This window comes from Methylophilus sp., from assembly GCF_035460085.1.
GTDB lineage: Bacteria > Pseudomonadota > Gammaproteobacteria > Burkholderiales > Methylophilaceae > Methylophilus.
The window spans coordinates 11,426-29,368 of record NZ_DATHWZ010000085.1 but is presented as its reverse complement, the minus strand read 5'-3'; the positions used below and the strand labels follow the sequence as shown (position 1 = coordinate 29,368).

General features: G+C 50.1%; 17 protein-coding genes. 4 read left to right on the top strand and 13 right to left on the bottom strand.

Features of this window, described 5'->3' with window-relative positions; all coding sequences use genetic code 11:
• Positions 1-32 precede the first annotated feature (32 nt).
• Both mutS and VK958_RS11860 read left to right on the top strand, forming a co-directional pair.
• A complete protein-coding gene (gene mutS, locus VK958_RS11865) occupies positions 33-2,555 on the top strand; it encodes a DNA mismatch repair protein MutS (protein WP_325241587.1) in 2,523 nt (840 codons plus the stop codon).
• A gap of 12 nt (positions 2,556-2,567) precedes the next feature.
• Entirely contained in the window at positions 2,568-3,167 is a 600-nt protein-coding gene (locus VK958_RS11860; protein WP_325241585.1) for a nitroreductase family protein, read from the top strand.
• Positions 3,168-3,277: 110 nt separating this feature from the next.
• On the opposite strand, the gene yfcF is transcribed toward VK958_RS11860, so the two are convergent.
• Together yfcF and sugE are read right to left on the bottom strand one after the other, a co-directional pair.
• On the bottom strand, positions 3,278-3,904 hold the full coding sequence (gene yfcF / locus VK958_RS11855) for a glutathione transferase (RefSeq protein WP_325241583.1): 627 nt from the start codon (positions 3,902-3,904) through the stop codon (positions 3,278-3,280).
• Between the two features lie 86 nt (positions 3,905-3,990).
• Positions 3,991-4,311 (bottom strand): quaternary ammonium compound efflux SMR transporter SugE, encoded by a 321-nt coding sequence (gene sugE / locus VK958_RS11850; protein WP_325241581.1) that lies wholly within the window; start codon positions 4,309-4,311, stop codon positions 3,991-3,993.
• A 250-nt stretch (positions 4,312-4,561) separates the two neighbouring features.
• Here sugE and VK958_RS11845 point away from each other — a divergent pair, with 250 nt between their 5' ends.
• Positions 4,562-4,933: a thioredoxin family protein gene (locus VK958_RS11845; protein WP_325241579.1), complete on the top strand. Its 372-nt coding sequence runs from the start codon at positions 4,562-4,564 to the stop codon at positions 4,931-4,933.
• 46 nt (positions 4,934-4,979) lie between these two features.
• Here VK958_RS11845 and VK958_RS11840 read toward each other — a convergent pair whose 3' ends face one another.
• Positions 4,980-5,444, bottom strand: coding sequence for an Lrp/AsnC family transcriptional regulator (locus tag VK958_RS11840; protein ID WP_325241577.1), 465 nt, complete (start codon positions 5,442-5,444; stop codon positions 4,980-4,982).
• Positions 5,445-5,605: 161 nt separating this feature from the next.
• On the opposite strand from VK958_RS11840, the gene leuA reads away from it, so the two are divergent.
• On the top strand, positions 5,606-7,291 hold the full coding sequence (gene leuA, locus VK958_RS11835; protein WP_325241575.1) for a 2-isopropylmalate synthase: 1,686 nt from the start codon (positions 5,606-5,608) through the stop codon (positions 7,289-7,291).
• Between the two features lie 37 nt (positions 7,292-7,328).
• On the opposite strand, the gene VK958_RS11830 is transcribed toward leuA, so the two are convergent.
• From VK958_RS11830 to VK958_RS11785, 10 genes are all read right to left on the bottom strand, one after another.
• Complete coding sequence (locus VK958_RS11830) at positions 7,329-7,676, bottom strand: hypothetical protein (RefSeq protein WP_325241574.1); 348 nt, start codon at positions 7,674-7,676, stop codon at positions 7,329-7,331.
• An 84-nt stretch (positions 7,677-7,760) separates the two neighbouring features.
• Complete coding sequence (locus tag VK958_RS11825; protein ID WP_325241572.1) at positions 7,761-8,639, bottom strand: M23 family metallopeptidase; 879 nt, start codon at positions 8,637-8,639, stop codon at positions 7,761-7,763.
• On the bottom strand, positions 8,636-9,310 hold the full coding sequence (locus VK958_RS11820) for a protein-L-isoaspartate(D-aspartate) O-methyltransferase (RefSeq protein WP_325241570.1): 675 nt from the start codon (positions 9,308-9,310) through the stop codon (positions 8,636-8,638). The genes VK958_RS11825 and VK958_RS11820 overlap by 4 nt, the downstream gene beginning before the upstream one ends.
• Before the next feature lie 5 nt (positions 9,311-9,315).
• On the bottom strand, positions 9,316-10,065 hold the full coding sequence (gene surE / locus VK958_RS11815; protein ID WP_325241568.1) for a 5'/3'-nucleotidase SurE: 750 nt from the start codon (positions 10,063-10,065) through the stop codon (positions 9,316-9,318).
• Between the two features lie 149 nt (positions 10,066-10,214).
• A complete protein-coding gene (locus VK958_RS11810; protein WP_325241567.1) occupies positions 10,215-10,592 on the bottom strand; it encodes a DUF2069 domain-containing protein in 378 nt (125 codons plus the stop codon).
• Positions 10,589-11,314 (bottom strand): HugZ family pyridoxamine 5'-phosphate oxidase, encoded by a 726-nt coding sequence (locus tag VK958_RS11805; RefSeq protein WP_325241565.1) that lies wholly within the window; start codon positions 11,312-11,314, stop codon positions 10,589-10,591. The genes VK958_RS11810 and VK958_RS11805 overlap by 4 nt, the downstream gene beginning before the upstream one ends.
• 20 nt (positions 11,315-11,334) lie before the next feature.
• Positions 11,335-11,925 carry an NAD(P)H:quinone oxidoreductase gene (wrbA, locus tag VK958_RS11800; RefSeq protein WP_325241563.1) on the bottom strand — a complete coding sequence of 197 codons (591 nt, stop codon included), beginning with the start codon at positions 11,923-11,925 and terminating at the stop codon, positions 11,335-11,337.
• Complete coding sequence (locus VK958_RS11795) at positions 11,922-12,710, bottom strand: NYN domain-containing protein (protein WP_325241561.1); 789 nt, start codon at positions 12,708-12,710, stop codon at positions 11,922-11,924. Before VK958_RS11795 ends, wrbA begins: the two co-directional genes overlap by 4 nt.
• A gap of 14 nt (positions 12,711-12,724) precedes the next feature.
• A complete protein-coding gene (locus tag VK958_RS11790; protein WP_325241559.1) occupies positions 12,725-16,009 on the bottom strand; it encodes a translocation/assembly module TamB domain-containing protein in 3,285 nt (1,094 codons plus the stop codon).
• Positions 16,009-17,853 (bottom strand): autotransporter assembly complex protein TamA, encoded by a 1,845-nt coding sequence (locus VK958_RS11785; protein ID WP_325241557.1) that lies wholly within the window; start codon positions 17,851-17,853, stop codon positions 16,009-16,011. Before VK958_RS11785 ends, VK958_RS11790 begins: the two co-directional genes overlap by 1 nt.
• Positions 17,854-17,943: the final 90 nt, after the last annotated feature.

Below are 17,943 nucleotides of genomic sequence, written 5' to 3'. Positions count from 1 at the left end.
CCTCCCGCATGTCCTTCGAAAACCACACCCCAATGATGAGGCAATACCTCGCATTAAAAGCACAGTATCCCGATATGCTGCTGTTTTATCGCATGGGCGACTTTTACGAATTGTTTTTTGAAGATGCGGAAAAAGCCTCGCGATTACTGGGCATTACGCTGACCCGTCGTGGTGCCAGTAATGGCGAGCCGATCAAAATGGCGGGCTTGCCTTATCATGCGGCAGAACAGTACCTGGCCAAGCTCTCCAAAATGGGCGAGGCAGTCGCCATTTGCGAGCAGGTAGGCGATCCGGCGACTTCCAAAGGGCCGGTTGCGCGTGAGGTGGTACGTATTCTGACGCCGGGCACTTTGACCGACGCAGCATTGCTGGATGAAACACGCGACAATACCTTATTGTGTATTGCCAAAGGCGATGGCGTATTGGGGCTGGCGCGACTGAACCTGGCTTCCGGCGAGTTTGTATTAAGCGAAATTGCGCCCGGGCATTTGTCTCAGGAGCTGGAGCGCATTCATCCTGCCGAACTGATTACGGGTGACGATCATGTGTCGGAGGTATTGCAACAGGCACGTTGCGCCAAGAAACGTCTGGCTCCGTGGCAATTTGACCTGGAGTCTGCACAACGCAGTTTAAGCCAGCAGTTTAATACTCATGACCTGGGAGGGTTTGGTTGTGCCGAAATGCCTGTCGCCGTCGCGGCCGCGGGGGCTTTGCTCGACTATGTTAAAAATACCCAGCGAACCGCTTTACCGCATATTGCCGGTTTGCGTGTAGAGCAGACAAATCACTATTTGCAACTGGATGCGGCTACCCGTCGTAATCTGGAAATTGATACCACCATTCGTGGTGAGGCCAGCCCGACTTTGTATTCCTTACTGAATTCAACACGAACCGCGATGGGTGCGAGGTTGTTGCGGCATTGGTTACATCATCCCTTACGTCATCAGTTGGTGATACAGCAACGTCATCTCGCGGTGGCTGAATTACGGGAGCAATCGCTGGAAAGTGCATTACAGCAGGCGCTGCACCCAATTGGAGATATTGAGCGCATGACTGCGCGCGTAGCACTGAGAAGTGCGCGTCCACGCGATCTCTCTGGTTTGCGTGATAGCTTATTGCAACTGCCTTCACTGGTTCAAACGCTGCCAAATATCCAGTCTGAGTTATTACAAAGTTTGCTATCAGAGTTGCAGGTGCCTTCTGAAGCTTTACAGTTGTTGGTGCAGACCATTCAGGCCGAGCCTTCAGCGATTTTGCGTGAAGGTGGCGTGATTGCTTCGGGTTTCGATGCGGAACTGGATGAGTTGCGGGCCTTGCAGACTGACCACGGCGACTTTCTGTTACAGTTTGAAGCGGCTGAAAAAGCGCGAACCGGTATTACCAATCTGAAAGTCGAATATAACAGTGTGCATGGTTTTTATATTGAGATCAGCCGCTTGCAGGCCGAAAGTGCGCCTGCTGAATATCGCCGGCGCCAGACGCTGAAAAATGTAGAACGGTTTATCACACCAGAACTCAAGACCTTTGAGGATAAAGTACTGAGTGCCAATGAACGCGCACTGGCACGTGAAAAAATGTTGTATGAGCAGATACTGGATGCCATGCTGCCGCACATTGTGGCTTTGCAACGTATTGCCACCGCTGTCGCTACGCTGGATGTGCTGGCCTGCTTTGCCGAACGCGCGCGGGCGCTGAATTACGTACAACCGCAGTTCCATGCCGAGATTGGCCTGGATATCCAGTATGGACGTCATCCGGTGGTGGAAAGTATCGCCCAGCCTTATGTAGCGAATGATGTCATGCTCAATCCGTTTCGCCAGTTGCTACTAATTACTGGCCCGAATATGGGTGGTAAATCCACTTATATGCGTCAGACGGCATTGATCGTACTGCTCGCTTATTGTGGCAGTTTTGTGCCGGCGCAAGCGGCAGTCATTGGTGAGGTAGACCGTATCTTTACCCGCATCGGTGCGTCGGATGACCTGGCGGGGGGACGCTCTACCTTTATGGTTGAAATGACTGAAACAGCCAATATCCTCAATAATGCCAGTGCGAATAGCCTGGTGCTGCTGGATGAGATAGGCCGTGGCACCAGTACATTTGATGGCTTAAGCCTGGCCTGGGCGGTGGCCAAGCAATTACTCGAAAAGAATAAATCCCTCACCCTGTTCGCCACGCATTATTTTGAACTGACACGGATCATTGATGAGGCTAAGCATGCTGCCAATGTACATCTTGATGCAGTCGAACACGGCAAAGGCATTGTGTTTCTGCACAAGGTGGAGGAGGGTGCTGCGACGATGAGTTACGGTATACAGGTAGCGCAATTGGCGGGGATTCCAAAATCAGTCGTGCAACTGGCAAAGCGCAAACTGCAGCAACTCGAGAATCAAACGATCGCGGCAACGCCACAAAATGACCTGTTTGCGATGGATGCCGAGCCTGAAGAACCACCGTTGCATCCTGTGGTCGCAGAATTAGAGCGCATTCAACCCGATGATTTAACGCCCAAGCAGGCTTTAGAGCTGCTATACACTTTGAAAAAACAACTGTGAGGATCTATGACCATACAAAAACCCGCCATTACGCAACAACCTATCCATGAAGTGATTGCCAACCGCTGGAGCGGTCGTGCTTACGACGCCAATAAACCGGTGACCAAAGACCAGGTCATCAGCTTGCTGGAAGCCGCGCGCTGGGCACCATCGTGCTTTGGTGATGAACCATGGCGCTATGTGGTCTGTAATAAGGCCGATAATATGCAGGCCTGGCAAGCGGCATTTGATTGCCTGGTGCCGGGTAACCAGGCTTGGGCCGTCAATGCGCAGGTGTTGTTGCTGATTTGCGCAGACACGGTATTCCGCAGCAATGGCAAGCCAAATAAATGGGCACCATACGACACCGGGGCATCGACAGAAAATCTGTGCCTGCAAGCCACAGCATTAGGGTTAATGGCGCACCAGATGGGTGGCTTTGATGCCGACAAAGCGCGTAGCACTTTCAAAGTACCGGAACGTTTCCAGATATTGCCGATGGTGACTGTGGGTTACCAGGCTGCCGTTGAAGGATTGCCTGACGATGTGAAAGAACGTGAATTGGCTGCGCGTAATCGCCAACCGCTGGGTGAGTTATTTTTTGATGGCGTGTGGGATAACGCGATTGTTTAACAATCCAGCATCTATCACTTAACTCATATAAATTGGTTTTTAACGGATTAGATAAAGTGCGATGAGTGAAAGCCGATCGCACTTTTACTTAATAAAATAAGAAGTCACCGTTAAGAGATCACCCTGGGCAAGTTAGCCCATTCCTGTACGCTAGGCCGCTGCCACTGTAGCTCTGCGTAATCAACCAAATGTTCTGGCACCGGGTCACCAGCTAATACCAGGCGGTTGATCATCACTGCAAGATCAGCATCCGCAATACTCCAGTCACCAAACAAATGCGTTTGGCCGGGCTGTAAAAGCTGTGCTGCAGCATGGAATAGTTTATTTGCCGCTGCTTGCGCCTGAGCAGATAAAGGTGGCGGCGAACGCGTCAGAAATACCACTTCTGTTGACCGCTCTTCACGTATGGGTAGCAGGTCACTTCTCAGCCAGGCTTGCAATTCCCTGGCCTTGGCTTTGGATTGAATATCCGACGGATAAAGTGGCGTACCGCTATATTGCTCATCGATATATTCTGCAATCGCTGATGATTCAGATAAATTGAAATTTTGTTCGCTATCCACCAGGGTGGGCACGCGCTGGGTATTGGAGACAGCGGCATATTCAGGCAATGCCTGCTCCTGTTTGCGCAAATTGACTAGCCTTAGTTCAAATTTCAAACCCTTTTCCCGCAGTGCGATATAAGCGGACATGGCGTAGGGTGAAAGATAATTAGCATCGACGTAAAGAATCATCATCGGTCCCTTCTGTGCTATTTTTCTTGGAAGGAGCAGGTGTTTGGACCCACTTTAATTACACCTGCTTTATTGCAACTACATGATGGCTACATGAGCGCTGCGAGCTTGAGGCCAATGATCCCGGCCACAATCAATACCAGGCTGCCAATTCGTAACATGGTGACTGGCTCCCCAAACAATACCATGCCCAGTATCACGGTGCCTATTGCTCCCACCCCAACCCAGATAGCATAGGCGGTGCCTACCGGCAGCGTTTTCATGGCAATTCCCAGCAAACCCAGGCTGATCACCATGGCCAGCACTGTGCCAACGGTGGGCCATAGTTTGCTAAAGCCTTCAGTATATTTCAACCCTATCGCCCAACCCACTTCGAATAGTCCTGCAATCACAAGAATAAACCAGGCCATATTTCGTTCCTCTTTTTTCAGGGTCGTCCCTGGGAGAATAATAGAGCGGTGGGGTCGTCCTCACTTCCTAGCTGTATGGATGATACAACAGCTGAGATATTATTCAATTGTAAGGGAGCCGCTCCCGCATTTAGCAATACTTTAATTTTGTATGCAGCGTAAAGCAATCATGTATGCAGGGTGGCATGGTCGGTGGTTTCCTCTGCTACAATAACGGCACAAAAATTAATCTACAGGAACAGGAAATCTCATGGCAGTGTTGACGCTGACGAAAGCGAATTTTAAAGAAACCATTGAAAGTAACGATTTTGTGATCGTTGATTTTTGGGCACCCTGGTGCGATCCATGTGTGGCATTTACGCCAACATTTGAGGCCGCTGCTGAAAAGAACCCGGATATTATATTTGGGATGGTGAATACTGAAACTGACGGGGAAATTTCGGATTATTTTGATGTAAAACAGATTCCAGGTTTGCTGGTGATCCGCGAGCGTGCCGGCATTCATGCCCAGGTTGGCGAAATTGGTGCGCCCGCATTTGATGAAATCATTAAATGGGCACGTGATTTTGATATGACCCAAGTTCGCAATCACTATGCAGAAGAAGATGCCAAGAAAAAATAATGCTGAGTAGTATGACCAAGCCATGCATTGCATGGCTTTTTTGTTTCTAGATGATAGGTAACCTGGCACGTGCAATGACATTGCGCAATACAAAACTGGTATGTACACCGGTCACGCCGGTAATCCTGGTGATTTTATGCAGTAGTAAATGCTGGTAATCATCCATATCTTTTACCACTACTTTCAGTAAGTAGTCTGATTGCTGGCCGGTGATCAGCAGGCATTCCAGCACTTCAGGCACATTGACGATGCTGGCTTCAAAATTTGCGAAACGTTCCGGCGTGTGCTGGTCCATGGAGATCCCTATTAATGCCATCAGGCTCAATCCCAGTTTTTTTGCATCGACCATGGCTTGGTAGCCGGTGATCAGCCCGGCTTGTTCGAGTGCTTTTACCCTGCGCAAACAAGGGGCAGGGGAGAGCCCAATACGCTCAGCCAATGCCTGATTACTGATATTGCCATCGAGTTGCAGAAGGTCAAGAATGGCTCTGTCAAAACGGTCTAATTTCATAAAATTTAATATTCAATTAAAAGTTGAAATAATATTACACATATTTTTATAATAATAAAATTAAATTTTAATATAATCTTATTTAAAGCCAATTACGCAATAATATTTTTGGCAAAGTGTTTATGATGTCTCCTATCGAGTCAACGTTTACGGAGTACAGCATGCACGCACAACCCTCACAAAAATATCAACCATTCCCACCGGTGAATATTAAAGACCGGCAGTGGCCGAATGCCGTGATTACAAAACCACCGGTGTGGATGAGTACAGACCTGCGTGATGGCAACCAGTCTCTGTTTGAGCCTATGGATGCCGACAAAAAGATGCGCATGTTCAAGATGCTGTGCGAGATTGGTTTTAAAGAAATTGAAGTGGCGTTTCCATCGGCTTCGCAAACCGATTTCAATTTTGTCCGTACATTGATCGAGCAGGACCATATTCCCCATGATGTGACGATAGAGGTGCTGACGCAGGCGCGAGAGCACCTGATCCGTCGCACTATGGAATCCATACGCGGTGCGCGACGCGTGATTGTACATATCTACAATGCGATCTCGCCGACCTTTCGTGAAGTGGTCTTTAACATGAGCAAAGCCGAAGTGAAGGCGATGGCGGTAGAGTCAGTCAAACTGGTGAAAATCATGGCTGCCGATATGCCGGAAACCGAAGTGATCCTGCAATACAGCCCGGAAACCTTTACTGCTACCGAACTCGAGTTTGCCAAGGAAGTCTGTGACGCGGTGACTGAAGCCTGGGGCGCGACGCCAAGTCGCAAAGTGATTATCAATTGTCCGGCCACCGTTGAAGTGGCTACACCGAATATTTATGCTGACCAGATTGAGTGGATGCACCGGCATCTCGCAAGGCGAGACAGCGTGATGCTCAGCCTGCATCCGCATAATGATCGCGGCACCGCGGTGGCGGCGACTGAGCTTGGTATCATGGCCGGCGCTGACCGGGTGGAAGGTTGCCTGTTCGGTCACGGCGAGCGTACCGGCAATGTGGATCTGGTGACCGTCGCGCTGAATATGTATACCCAAGGCGTGCATCCGGGGCTGGATTTTTCTGATATGAATGCAGTGGGACGCACGGTGGAGGAGTGCACGCAGATCGATATTCATCCGCGCCATCCTTATGCCGGCGACCTTGTGTTTACCGCGTTTTCCGGCTCACACCAGGATGCTATTAAAAAGGGATTGATCAGCCAGCAGCAAGATGCGTTCTGGAATGTGCCTTACCTGCCTATTGACCCGAAAGACCTGGGGCGCAGTTATGATTCGATTATCCGTGTCAACAGCCAGTCGGGCAAAGGGGGCGTAGCTTACCTGATGGAAAGCCAATATGGCGTGGTGATGCCGCGTCGCCTGCAAGTAGAGTTTTCCGGTGTGGTGCAGCAATATACGGATACACATGGCAGCGAAGTGACGGCGAAAGATATCTGGCAGCTTTTTAACCGGACTTATACAGAGCCTGCGGCACCGTTTAGCTTTAAGGATTACCAGTTGCAATCAGAGGAGGGTGGCCAGACCATCCGTATGACGGTCGAGGTAAATGGCGTTGCCACTATCTTGAGCGGTCACGGCAATGGTCCGGTGGATGCGGCGATTCACGCGCTGCAAGGCATAGGCGTGTTTGCCCAGGTGCGCAGTTTTGAAGAGCGCTCGATTGGCGCCAGTGCATCAGCGGGTGAAGCGTCTGCGTGTGCTTTTGTGGAAGTCGTTTGCGGGGATAAGGTGTGTTACGGCGTGGGAATTAACCCTGACATTGTGACCGCTTCAATCGAAGCCATTATTAGTGGCATCAACCGCAGCGGGTTTGTTTCAAGCGCAATCGCAAAAAGTGCTTGATTTACGCTGGCTGGTATCTTTTAAGATATCGGCCAGCTTACCAGTGTCCGGTTGTCAGCAGGCGGTAAATGAAATATACACCTACCAGCATCATGACATACACGGGAAGGTTGCTGGCATTGCGTCGTTGCTGATTGCTGATATGGCTGTTGTAGCGGTGAAAGACTATGATCGCGACCACTGCCAGGATAGCCAGGGCGGTATTGACTGGTGAGGCGGTGATCCAGTACCACCAATCGAATGGTGTGACTTCGGATCCAAACATATGCACCGCGATGCCAATCAGTCCGCAGATGATCAGCGCAACCGTTAACAGGGCCTGCAACGTTTGCCACCCGCTATCCGGGCGGATGTCACGATTCTTGTCGAATTGGTTAGGATCCATACAGCTTTCCTTTCTCAAACATCATGCACACTGTGCGATTTGATTGCTTGATACATTCCCAGACATAGCCAGGCTATGTTTAAGTTAGCTATTACCGTTATTTGCTGTTGAATTAGCAGGCAAGTAGCTGACTGGATCAACCGGCTTGCCTTTTTGTCTGATCTCGAAATGTAGCATAGGCGGTTTGCTGTTAGCCGCTGCTGGTAGTATCGCCAGTTTTTCACCTTGCGACACAAAAGAGCCTTCTTTCACCAGGGAGTTTCCCTGATGTGCGTATACAGACAAAAGGTTGCTGTTGTGTTTGATGATAATTAATTTGCCATAGCCGCGTACATCCATGCCGCTATAAATCACTTTGCCAGCGCCAGCCGCGTTAACCGTTTGCCCGGCATTGCCTGTGATGTTCAATCCCTTATTCAATTGCGGATCAAATCCTGCACTGACTTTACCGGCAAGCGGCCATTGCCATTGAATATCGCTGTCGGCAACGGCTTCGATATCCTGTCCATCTGCCGGTACTTTAACTCCCTCTGTAGTCGCGACAGGGCTGGCTGAAGTACCACTGGGGGCTTCAGTCGCAGGCGTCAGTTCAGGACGCGTAATCGCAGACGTCACTACTTCCGCATCGTCAGTCGATGCCGCGTCGTTAGTTTTATTGTTCGACGGGCTTGTGCCTGCTTTGATATTCAGTACCTGGCCGACGTGAATCTCATAAGGCGTTTGCAACTGATTGATTTCCGCCAGTTTCACGAAAGGAATACCAAATTTCCTGCCGATGTTATACAAGTTATCGCCTTTTTGTACCATGTACTGGTTAGGACCTACTGAGACAGGCGTCGCAGGTTTGCTTTCCGGAACCTTGGTCGTGCTGCTGACCGGTGCGCGCGGCATGGGCGAATTTAACGCGCAAGCTGCCAAGGTGGCGGCAGTCATTCCGGTAACCAGTAGCGAGCGTAATCTCATGATAAAGCAGTTCCCCCTAATAATGGCACAAACTTGACCGGCTCCAGGGCGGTCTTCTGCACACCCTGCGCGGTTCTTTCAATCAGATGCAATACCTGTTCTGCAGTTCCCACCGGAATCACCATGCGGCCGCCGACGGCCAACTGGTCAACCAGTTCCTGCGGCACATGGCTTGAAGCAGCAGTTACCATAATGGCGTCAAACGGGCCGTAGTCTTTTAAGCCTATGCTGCCATCCGCGTGATCCAGTTTTACATTGGTGCACTTTAAGGTACGCAAATGCGTCCTGGCTTTCATGACCAGTGGCCGGATGCGTTCCAGTGAAAACACTTCGTTGCTGACGCGTGACAACACAGCGGTCTGGTAGCCACAACCGGTGCCGATTTCGAGTACTTTGTTCAACGGTTTGCCATTGCGCAGAATCTGCGTCATTTTTGCGACGATATATGGCTGTGAAATGGTCTGCCCATAACCGATCGGCAACGATACATCTTCGTAGGCACGGATAGATAAGGCTTCATCGACAAAAATATGGCGGGGAATCTCGGCCATCACATTGATCACCACTTCATCCTGTATGCCTTGCTCCCGCAACCGCGTCAACATTCGCTCCCGGGTGCGAGAAGAAGTCATACCAATGCCGGTTTTACTGGTGTTTCTAGGAATCGCCATCTTGCTTAATTCGTGTCCTGCAACCATTGTTGCAAGTGTTTGATTTGTGAATGTTTGGTCAGGTCTACCTGGATCGGTGATATAGACACGTATCCCTGGGAAACCGCATAAAAGTCAGTACCTTCGCCGCCATCATTCGGTTGACCAGCAGCGCCTACCCAATAAACAGTTTCGCCACGCGGGGTTTTCAGCTGAATCACCGGCTCGGCCTTATGGCGCTTGCCTAAACGGGTAATCTGGCGGCCTTTGATTTCGCTTAAGGGGATATCCGGTACATTCACATTCAACAAGGTAGGCTCAAGGATTTCGCTATGATTGAATTGCTTGACCAGATCCACAATCACACTCGCCGCCGTGTCAAAATGCGTAGGCTGATGTTGTGACATCGACACTGCAATAGATGGAATGCCTAATAAATAACCTTCTGTGGCAGCAGCGACTGTGCCTGAATAAATAGTGTCATCGCCCATATTGGCGCCATCATTGATGCCGCTGATGACCATATCAGGCATTTCCTGCATCAATCCGGTCAGCGCAATATGCACACAGTCAGTCGGGGTGCCGTTCACATAAAAAAAGCCATTGGCGGCCTGTTTTACGCTTAGCGGTCTATCCAGCGTAAGGGAGTTGCTGGCGCCACTGCGATTGCGTTCGGGTGCTACTACGGTGATATCGGCCACTTTACTCAGGTGTTGAGCCAGTGCGGCCAAGCCTGGAGCCAGGTAGCCATCGTCGTTGGATAACAGAATTTTCATGCCGGATATTATATAAGGTTTACTGACCTTGTTTATGCCATACCCTGAAAGAATTTAGCATGAGGAATAAGTATTTATTACCTGCAAATGGCTGCAATACACTCTAGTGTTGTCCGCTATCCGCTTTAATCTCAGTGACTGTGAAGTGTTTACGCTGCATTTTGTAAAGCGGCCTGGTAACGCTGCCCGCTGTATTTGGCATAAGCAATCGCGCTGGCAAAAAATAGCACACTTAACAATATCTCTGTCCATGCCAGCATACGTGTCACGCCGGTCTCAGACCAGGCCCTGACTGTGCCTTCGGTAAAGTAAAACAGTACCAGCATGCCAGCCCATTGATAGGTATAACGTTTGCCGCGCAAAACACCAAATAGCGGTGCCAGTAAAGGCAGTGCTTTCAGGAACAGCAAGCTGCCACCGCTACGTAAAGGTGCCCAGAAAATTTCCCAGCCCAGGCACAATACAATCAAACCCACCAGGCTGATGCTCGCGCCCAGTCGGCTCCATTTCAGAATAGCCGGAATCATGAGCGGCCCGCTTGTGCCAGAGCCACTAAAGCCTTGCGTGCATCCATCGCGTTGAGTACGAGTTGGTCAAAATCAAAACGCAACTGGCCATGCACTTCTTCACCGTGCATATATTTCACATCAAAGCCCTCGGCATCCAGCCCGATCATTTCTGCCTGGTCGGCTTTGACGCCATGCACATGCTGGCAATATTCCAGCATGCTGTCTATGTGGTCTTCATTCATATGCGAAACAATTCCTGATTCCTGCGAGGCCAGCATGCTATCTGCCAAGTCTTCATTCAGGGAATCACCCTCAAACCAGTCAAGTCTGCCGAGGCCGGCGATATAACGTACATGCTCGACACGGAGGCGATACAGGTGAAATTCTTCCAGGTCAAAATAAGTCACCGCATCCGGGAAGTAGCGCAGATAGCGTGCGCGTAAATCAGGGTCATTCTTATCACATGGCAATGCTTCACCTATCAATGTCAGTTGCGTGTGCGCATGCTGGTTTTGTGCTTCTGAAAATACCAGTAAGGATACTTTGGCATTTTCATGCATATTTTTAGCGTGTTCAGCGTTGGCATTCACCAACATGATGGGCTCAGCCTGCTGGCTACAGATAAATGGCGCGATGGCGCCAAAAGGATAACCAGGGTATTTCATGGAGTACGTGGACAACACGGCATGGCGTGTGGCAAACAGAAATTGGCGGGCTTCGCGGATGAGTGCGGCAGACATACAGGTTTCCTAAATAACGGTTATTGTAATTTGAGTGCAGTTTCGGCCAGGCGTTTCCCTAAAGCCATACACAATTTCTTTTCATCCTCTGAAATTGGCTGGTCATCCATCGCACCGCCGATATGGCTGGCACCGTAAGGTGTGCCGCCTGTCTTGGTAGTGCCCAGTTGCGGCTCGGAATAGGGTAGGCCGACCATCAGCATGCCATGATGCATCAGCGGTATCATCATGGTCATCAATGTCATCTCATTACCACCATGCAGGGAACCGGTTGATGTAAATACAGCTGCCGGTTTACCTATCAATGCGCCTTTAAGCCAGAGACCTGAGGTGCCATCAAGAAAGTATTTCACCGGCGCCGCCATATTGCCGAAACGGGTAGGGCTGCCTAATACCAATCCGGCACATTCTTCCAGGTCTTGCAAAGTCGCATAAGGTGCACCCGATGTTGGAATATCTGGTTCAGTGGCTTCTGGATTGGCAGAGACTTTAGGAACCGTGCGTACCCTTGCTTTGGCGTGATTGACGCTTTCCACGCCACGGGCAATCAGTTGCGCCATTTCTTTCACGGCACCGCCCTGCGAATAATAGAGAATAAGGATTTCAGTCATTTTTTTCGTTTGTCGCGTAATTTCTGTTTTTGGTCATCTAACTCAAACAAGCCGATGGCATTTACCAGTTCACTGAATTTTGTGTAACCGTAATTGCGTGAGTCAAAGGCTGAAAAGTTTTTAACGATATGGTTTTTGACTGCGCCCATGGCGGCAAAACCCGTCTCGTCAGACAGCCCTTCAATGGCAGAGCGGATCAATGATACCAATTTGGCATCATTCGCTAATTGCTGTTTGGTTTTTTTACCGATAGGCACAAGCGTAATTTGTTCTTCGTCCGACTTGGATTTGGTCGTGGCTTCCACTTGTGCAGAAGGTTCCTCCACGTTTTTTTCCTGGAGCAGGATTTCGAAATAAACAAACTGGTTGCAGGCCGCCCTCAGCGATTCCGGCGTTTTATTCTCGCCAAAGCCGTACACAAATTTCCCTGCTTCACGCAAACGAATCGCCAGCCGCGTAAAGTCACTGTCGCTGGATACGATACAGAAACCATCGAGCGGAGCAGTGTAGAGCAAATCCATGGCATCGATGATCAATGCGCTATCAGTAGCATTTTTACCTTTGGTATTGGCGTACTGCTGGATCGGCTGAATGGCATGTTTAGGCAGCACAGGCTTCCATTGCTTGACATGATCAGAAGTCCAGTCGGCATAAATACGCCTGACACTGATGTCGCCGAACTTGGACATTTCTTCAAACAGCTCATCAATAATAGGAATGACCTTGAAGGTATTGTCAGCATCAATCAAGACTGCCAGTCGTGGATTTTTATTATCCTGTTGCATGCCATCCTCCTGGGTTAATCAAAGCTGAAACCGTAAAATATATCCAGCGCATTATCCGAGCCAGTCCTGGTTTCAATCGAAATCCGGTTGGTCAGCTGGTAGGTGAGTTTACCAACATTTAATAGCCCGACAATGCTTTTTTCATAACCAACTACGAGCCGGTTGTTGATGCGCTTGCCTACACTGACCGCATAATTGGTCGGCCCTGAGCCACGTACATCAATACTATCCAGGCCTATGGTTTGGGCTATTCTGGTCTGTAACGACACTGAGTCTCCTTGCGAAAGCAATGCGCTGGCGGCAACAGACAGCATCGCCATATCACTGCTGCCGACTGCTGACATCGGTTGCCCAAGCACCAATAGCGAGATTTTGTTTTCATTGCTGGTTTCCGGGGTGGAGACCAGTTTCAGTTGTGGCGTTTGCAGGCTGCCGTTGATTTGTATGCCGACTTTTGTATTTTCCACCTGCCGGGTTGCCAGCACATCCAGGCCGATATTCGGGATCTTGCCGCTGAAAATAAGGCGGCCGGTTTCAATGTTGAGAGATTGGCCATAAGCCAGGTAGGTACCGGTTACTTCCAGAGTGCCGCTGGCAGCGAGATCGTCCAGCATGCCTTCAAGACGCATTTTCCCGCTCAAAGCACCATTCAAGCCTTGACCGCGCAACATGAATTGTTCTGACTCTTTAAACGGGAGGCCGGGTTTATCGCCAAAATCCAGGCCGAAATCCTGGAAGCTTATCTGGGATTTTTTAGCGGGTGCTGTATTTTCAGGCGATTGAATAATCACGTCGCCATCCAGTTGTGGCTTATCGCCTTTGGGCAATTCAAATAGCCCTTTATGGATTTTAAGGTTTCCGCTGATGCTGGTGTTCGCACTGGTGAGTTTTAACCTGGCGTCACCACTCAGCTGTACCCAGCGGTCCACCCGGGAGAGCGCTTGCAGTTGATTGAGTTTTGCAGATAAATCCATTTGCCAGTCAGGCTGCTTCAAGGAGAGTAATCCTGTGGCATCCAGCTCGCCGTTCTTGCCGGAAAAATGTATCTGGTTGAAAGTGACCTGGTCACCCGCCATGGTTGCATTCAGGCGGCCTTGTTCCAACCATACGCCTTGCGAAGGCACTTGTAGTGCGAGTGCCTCGCCTGTAATCGCGCCTTTCAACTGAGGCTCAGACACCACACCACTGACCTGCGCATCAATCGCCAGCCTGCCTGCAGGTTGAATATCCGAGAATAATCTGGAGAACCAGTTTAACTGCCGGATATCGGCTTTCAGGGATGCGGATACTGGTGCCGAGTTTTTGATCACAAACCCTGTTGGCGTGGGCGTGACAATGGTATTCGCTGACAATTGCAGGTTAATGGCATCAGTGGAGTTGATGGTACTTTCCACGCGCACTTTGTTATTTTCTGCTTTCACATTTGCAGCCAGTGTTTGCAGGCCCAATCCCTGCCATTTGGCATTATTAATGTCATAGACCTGCCAGTCGCCCTGGCTGCGTTGCAGTTGCAGAAATCCGTTCAGGCGTTGGTCCAGTTGCATATCCCATTGGGCGGATAACTTGAGATGATCTGCCGGTAACTGTGTGGATTGCTCAGGCACCAGCCAGGCCATTAATGCTTGCAACGGAAAGTCTTTCAGGGTGCCGCGCGTTTGCAATTGCATCATTTCTGTCGCTTGTGCAGAGACGGTACTCGCAGCTTTGGCAGGGCGGTAATGCAAGCGCTCAACTTGCATCTGCCCTTCAAATACATTCAATGCCAATTGTTGCAGGTCGAACCCTTGCGATGCGCTCCAGGCCATCGTAGCGGGATTGGTTAACCGGAACACTTTTCCGTTGGCGTCCTGCAGTTGCGTTAACTGGGCTTGCCAACTGTCATTCTGCCATGCGCCGTTTAGAGCCAACCGGATGTTGCGTTGCAATGAGGGGTCAGAGTCCTTGATTTGCAGCGTAAGTAGATGTTTTGCCAATGATCCTTTTAAATTCAGCTCGGCTTCAATAGGCGGGCTGTCTGTTCCCTGGCTATTCTGTTGCGACAAGCCATGTAACTTAATCTCGTGATCTAAAGGTGCCTGTACATTGTCGGAAGCTTGTCCTTGCACTTCAAACCCTGCCAATACCAGCCTTTGCGGTAATTGCAGTTGTTGACCGGAGAGACTGTATTTGGCTTGGAAGCCATCCGCGAGGTGCCGCAGAGTACCTTCGCCTTTTATCTGGCCGGAAAATCCCGGCATAAACTGCGCCAGATTGGGTAAATTGGCCTGCCAGGAAAGCATGGTTTCTTTGGAAGCTGGAGTTGTGCTGCGAAGCGTGAATGTGTTTTTATCCAGTTGCGCAAGCAAATCCATGGCGGTTAATTGCTGGCCTTGCAATGTTGCCGACCCACGGACAATCAGTGGCTGCGTTTGCAGACGGCTATCTCCTGAATCCACCTTCACTTGGATAATGCCGTTGTCGGTGAGGCTGCCATCGGCGGTGACTTTTAAGTCCATATGGCCAGCCAGCTGCGGATGCACATGTCTGGCCTGGAATTGTTGCAGATGAAACAGGAAATGGCTGTTGCGGGCGTCATCAAGGCCTATGGTCGCTTTCAATAGCACCACATCTTCGCCAGGCTTTGTTGCGGGAACAATCGCAAACGGTTTTCCGGCTGGTTGGTAGTGATGGCTGGCCGCAATATCGACTGTGGTCAGGTCACCATGTAATTCGGTACGCAGGTGATAGGGCAGATCGCCTTGTGGTTGCTGGACATCCATCCAGCCATTTAATGGGAATGGCGCGGCATTCTGCATCTGGAAATGGGTGCTGATTTCACCCCATGGGCTGTGCGCCTGCGCGATTCGAAACTGCATGGCTTTATTGTCAGCATCCAGGTCAAACTTGATCTTCTCAATATGGTAAGTGCTTGGCCCCTGGATGATGGTTAGCCGTTCAATGCTGCCGGACAATAGATGGAAGGGCAGCGGAATGTTGATACGCTTGGGCAAAGGCCCAGTCGCGGGTTTGTTGCCAGGCAACGGACTGTCCGGTTGCGGCTTGAATTTCAATGTCACCTGTCGGGCAACAAAGCTGGACACAGTCAATTCACCGTGTGGCGTAACGCCTAAGCGCATATCCGAAGCAATGCCTTCGACCTTGAGTTTGGCATTCCCCAGGTCAGTCTCAAATTCTTTCAGGCTGGTGACGACCATGACATTTGCAGCCCACACGATTTGTGGCGTGATGACCAGGCTCAGGCAAAGCGAGATAACCAGCGATAACCTGCACACTCGTGAGAACGCATGCATGACACCCATCAGAAATTCACTCCCAGGTTAAAGTGCAAACGGTATTCCTTGGTTTCTTCACCGTAAGCGATATCAACCCCCACCGGCCCGATCGGGCTGCGGAAACGGGCTCCCAGCCCATATCCAAGTACCGGGTCGTAATCTTTCCAGCTGTTGGCTGCATTACCGAAGTCTACAAATACCGCGGCGCCCCAGGAAGGTGTCAGCCACTGCACTATCTCGCTACTACCGGTCAGAAGCACTCGGCCACCGACTGTCGCCCCACCTTCATTGACGCCGAGTGACTGGAATCCATAGCCGCGCACAGACTGATCACCACCGGCACGAAACAAATAGGTAGCCGGCACCTTGCTTGCAGAGCCGTTGACACTGCCTACTTCAAGCCTGCCCAGCCATTGGGTTGAACTGGTTAATGGATAGAATGCCTGGGCCCTTGCTTGGGATTGCAAAAAGCGGCCATCAGAAATCCGTTCAAAAGGTGAAAGTTGAAATTGTGTATTCAATATCCAGCCTTTGGTAGGTGCCTGCTGATGGTCAAGCTGCCGCAGGTTAAAACCGTAAGTGACTGTGGCGGCTTTGTTGAATTGGGAGGTCACTTCATCTACTTGCAGGTATTCATACAACAGGTTTGCACCAATAAACTGCTCGAACTTGCGCGGTTGCCCCCAGTAACGACGCACCCCGTTTTGTAGCGCAGTAGTGATTTGTCCTTGAAGATCGGTGCGGGTCAAGCTGTTCTGGATGCTGTCGCGGTAACCTTTTTCATCCATCAGGAAGTTGATATTGGAGGTGGCTGCCTGTAAGCGTTGTTCCAGGCGGATGCTGCTATCCCACAATAATCCGCGATTAAATAGATTGCGGTCTGTGTAGTTAAACACCGTACGCGCGCCGGTATTGGTACTGGCACCGACACCGATACGTACAGATTTTTCTTCCATTTCACGAACGGTGACATCCACATCCGCCGTATTGCCACTGTTGAGCGCTTGTGTATTTGCCACCACATCCACCTGGCTGAATTTGCCGGTGCTCATAAAACTGTTTTGTAAAAGCAACAGTTCCGATTGTCGATAAGGGTCGCCTGCTTTAATCGTGTTCAAAGGACGGATCAAGGTTTCCGGGTAATGTTGCAAGCCATGGATATTCACTTTGCCAAAACGCACGGCCGGACCTGAGTCCACCGCAATGTTAATGGACACTTCCTGAGTTAGCGGTTGCACCATGGCTTGTGATTGGGTGATTTTTGCATTGGGGAATTCCGCTTGCAACAAGGACGCCAGAAGATCCCGTTTAGCCGCAGTCCAGGCTTGCTGGGTAAATACATTGTTGACTTGCAGAGGCCAGCTTTTGCTGGCGGTTTCCAATATTTCTTTGTGGGCGGGCTGTTGTATTTCGCCAGTCAGCAAGACTGAGACTTTGCTGACTTTGGCTTGCGGAGGCAAGTGCACGTGAAATTCAACAATATGTGGCGCAGGCTGATAAGCCACTGTTTTTACTTTGAAATAGCCTTCAGTTGCCAGCAGGTCGTTAATTTCCTGCGGCGTTTTCTGGATCAAGCGACGCCATTCACCCTCATTCATACGTGGATTCTGCATGGATTCATGCAGCGTCAGGTGTTTTTCCAATAACTCGCCCAGATACGCTTTGTTTTCAGGAGGTGTGTCGCTATTGAGTGAAAAACGGGTTTGGTATGTATTGCCCTGTTTGACCTGGAACCAGTCGCTGTCTTTGGTTTTTTCCTGCGCCATGGCCAAAGGTGTAGCAATGATTAATGCGGTAAGCAATAAATAAAAAAATGTGTGGGGTTGCGGGAAATAGCGGGTTGGCGTGATCAGGCATAACAGCCAGGGCATTGGTGTACACCTGCCCTGGCTAAAAGTTGGGATCAAACCAACGCTTGATGACCTTATTGCAGTGTGTTTGAAGTTAAAAACAGAAAAATC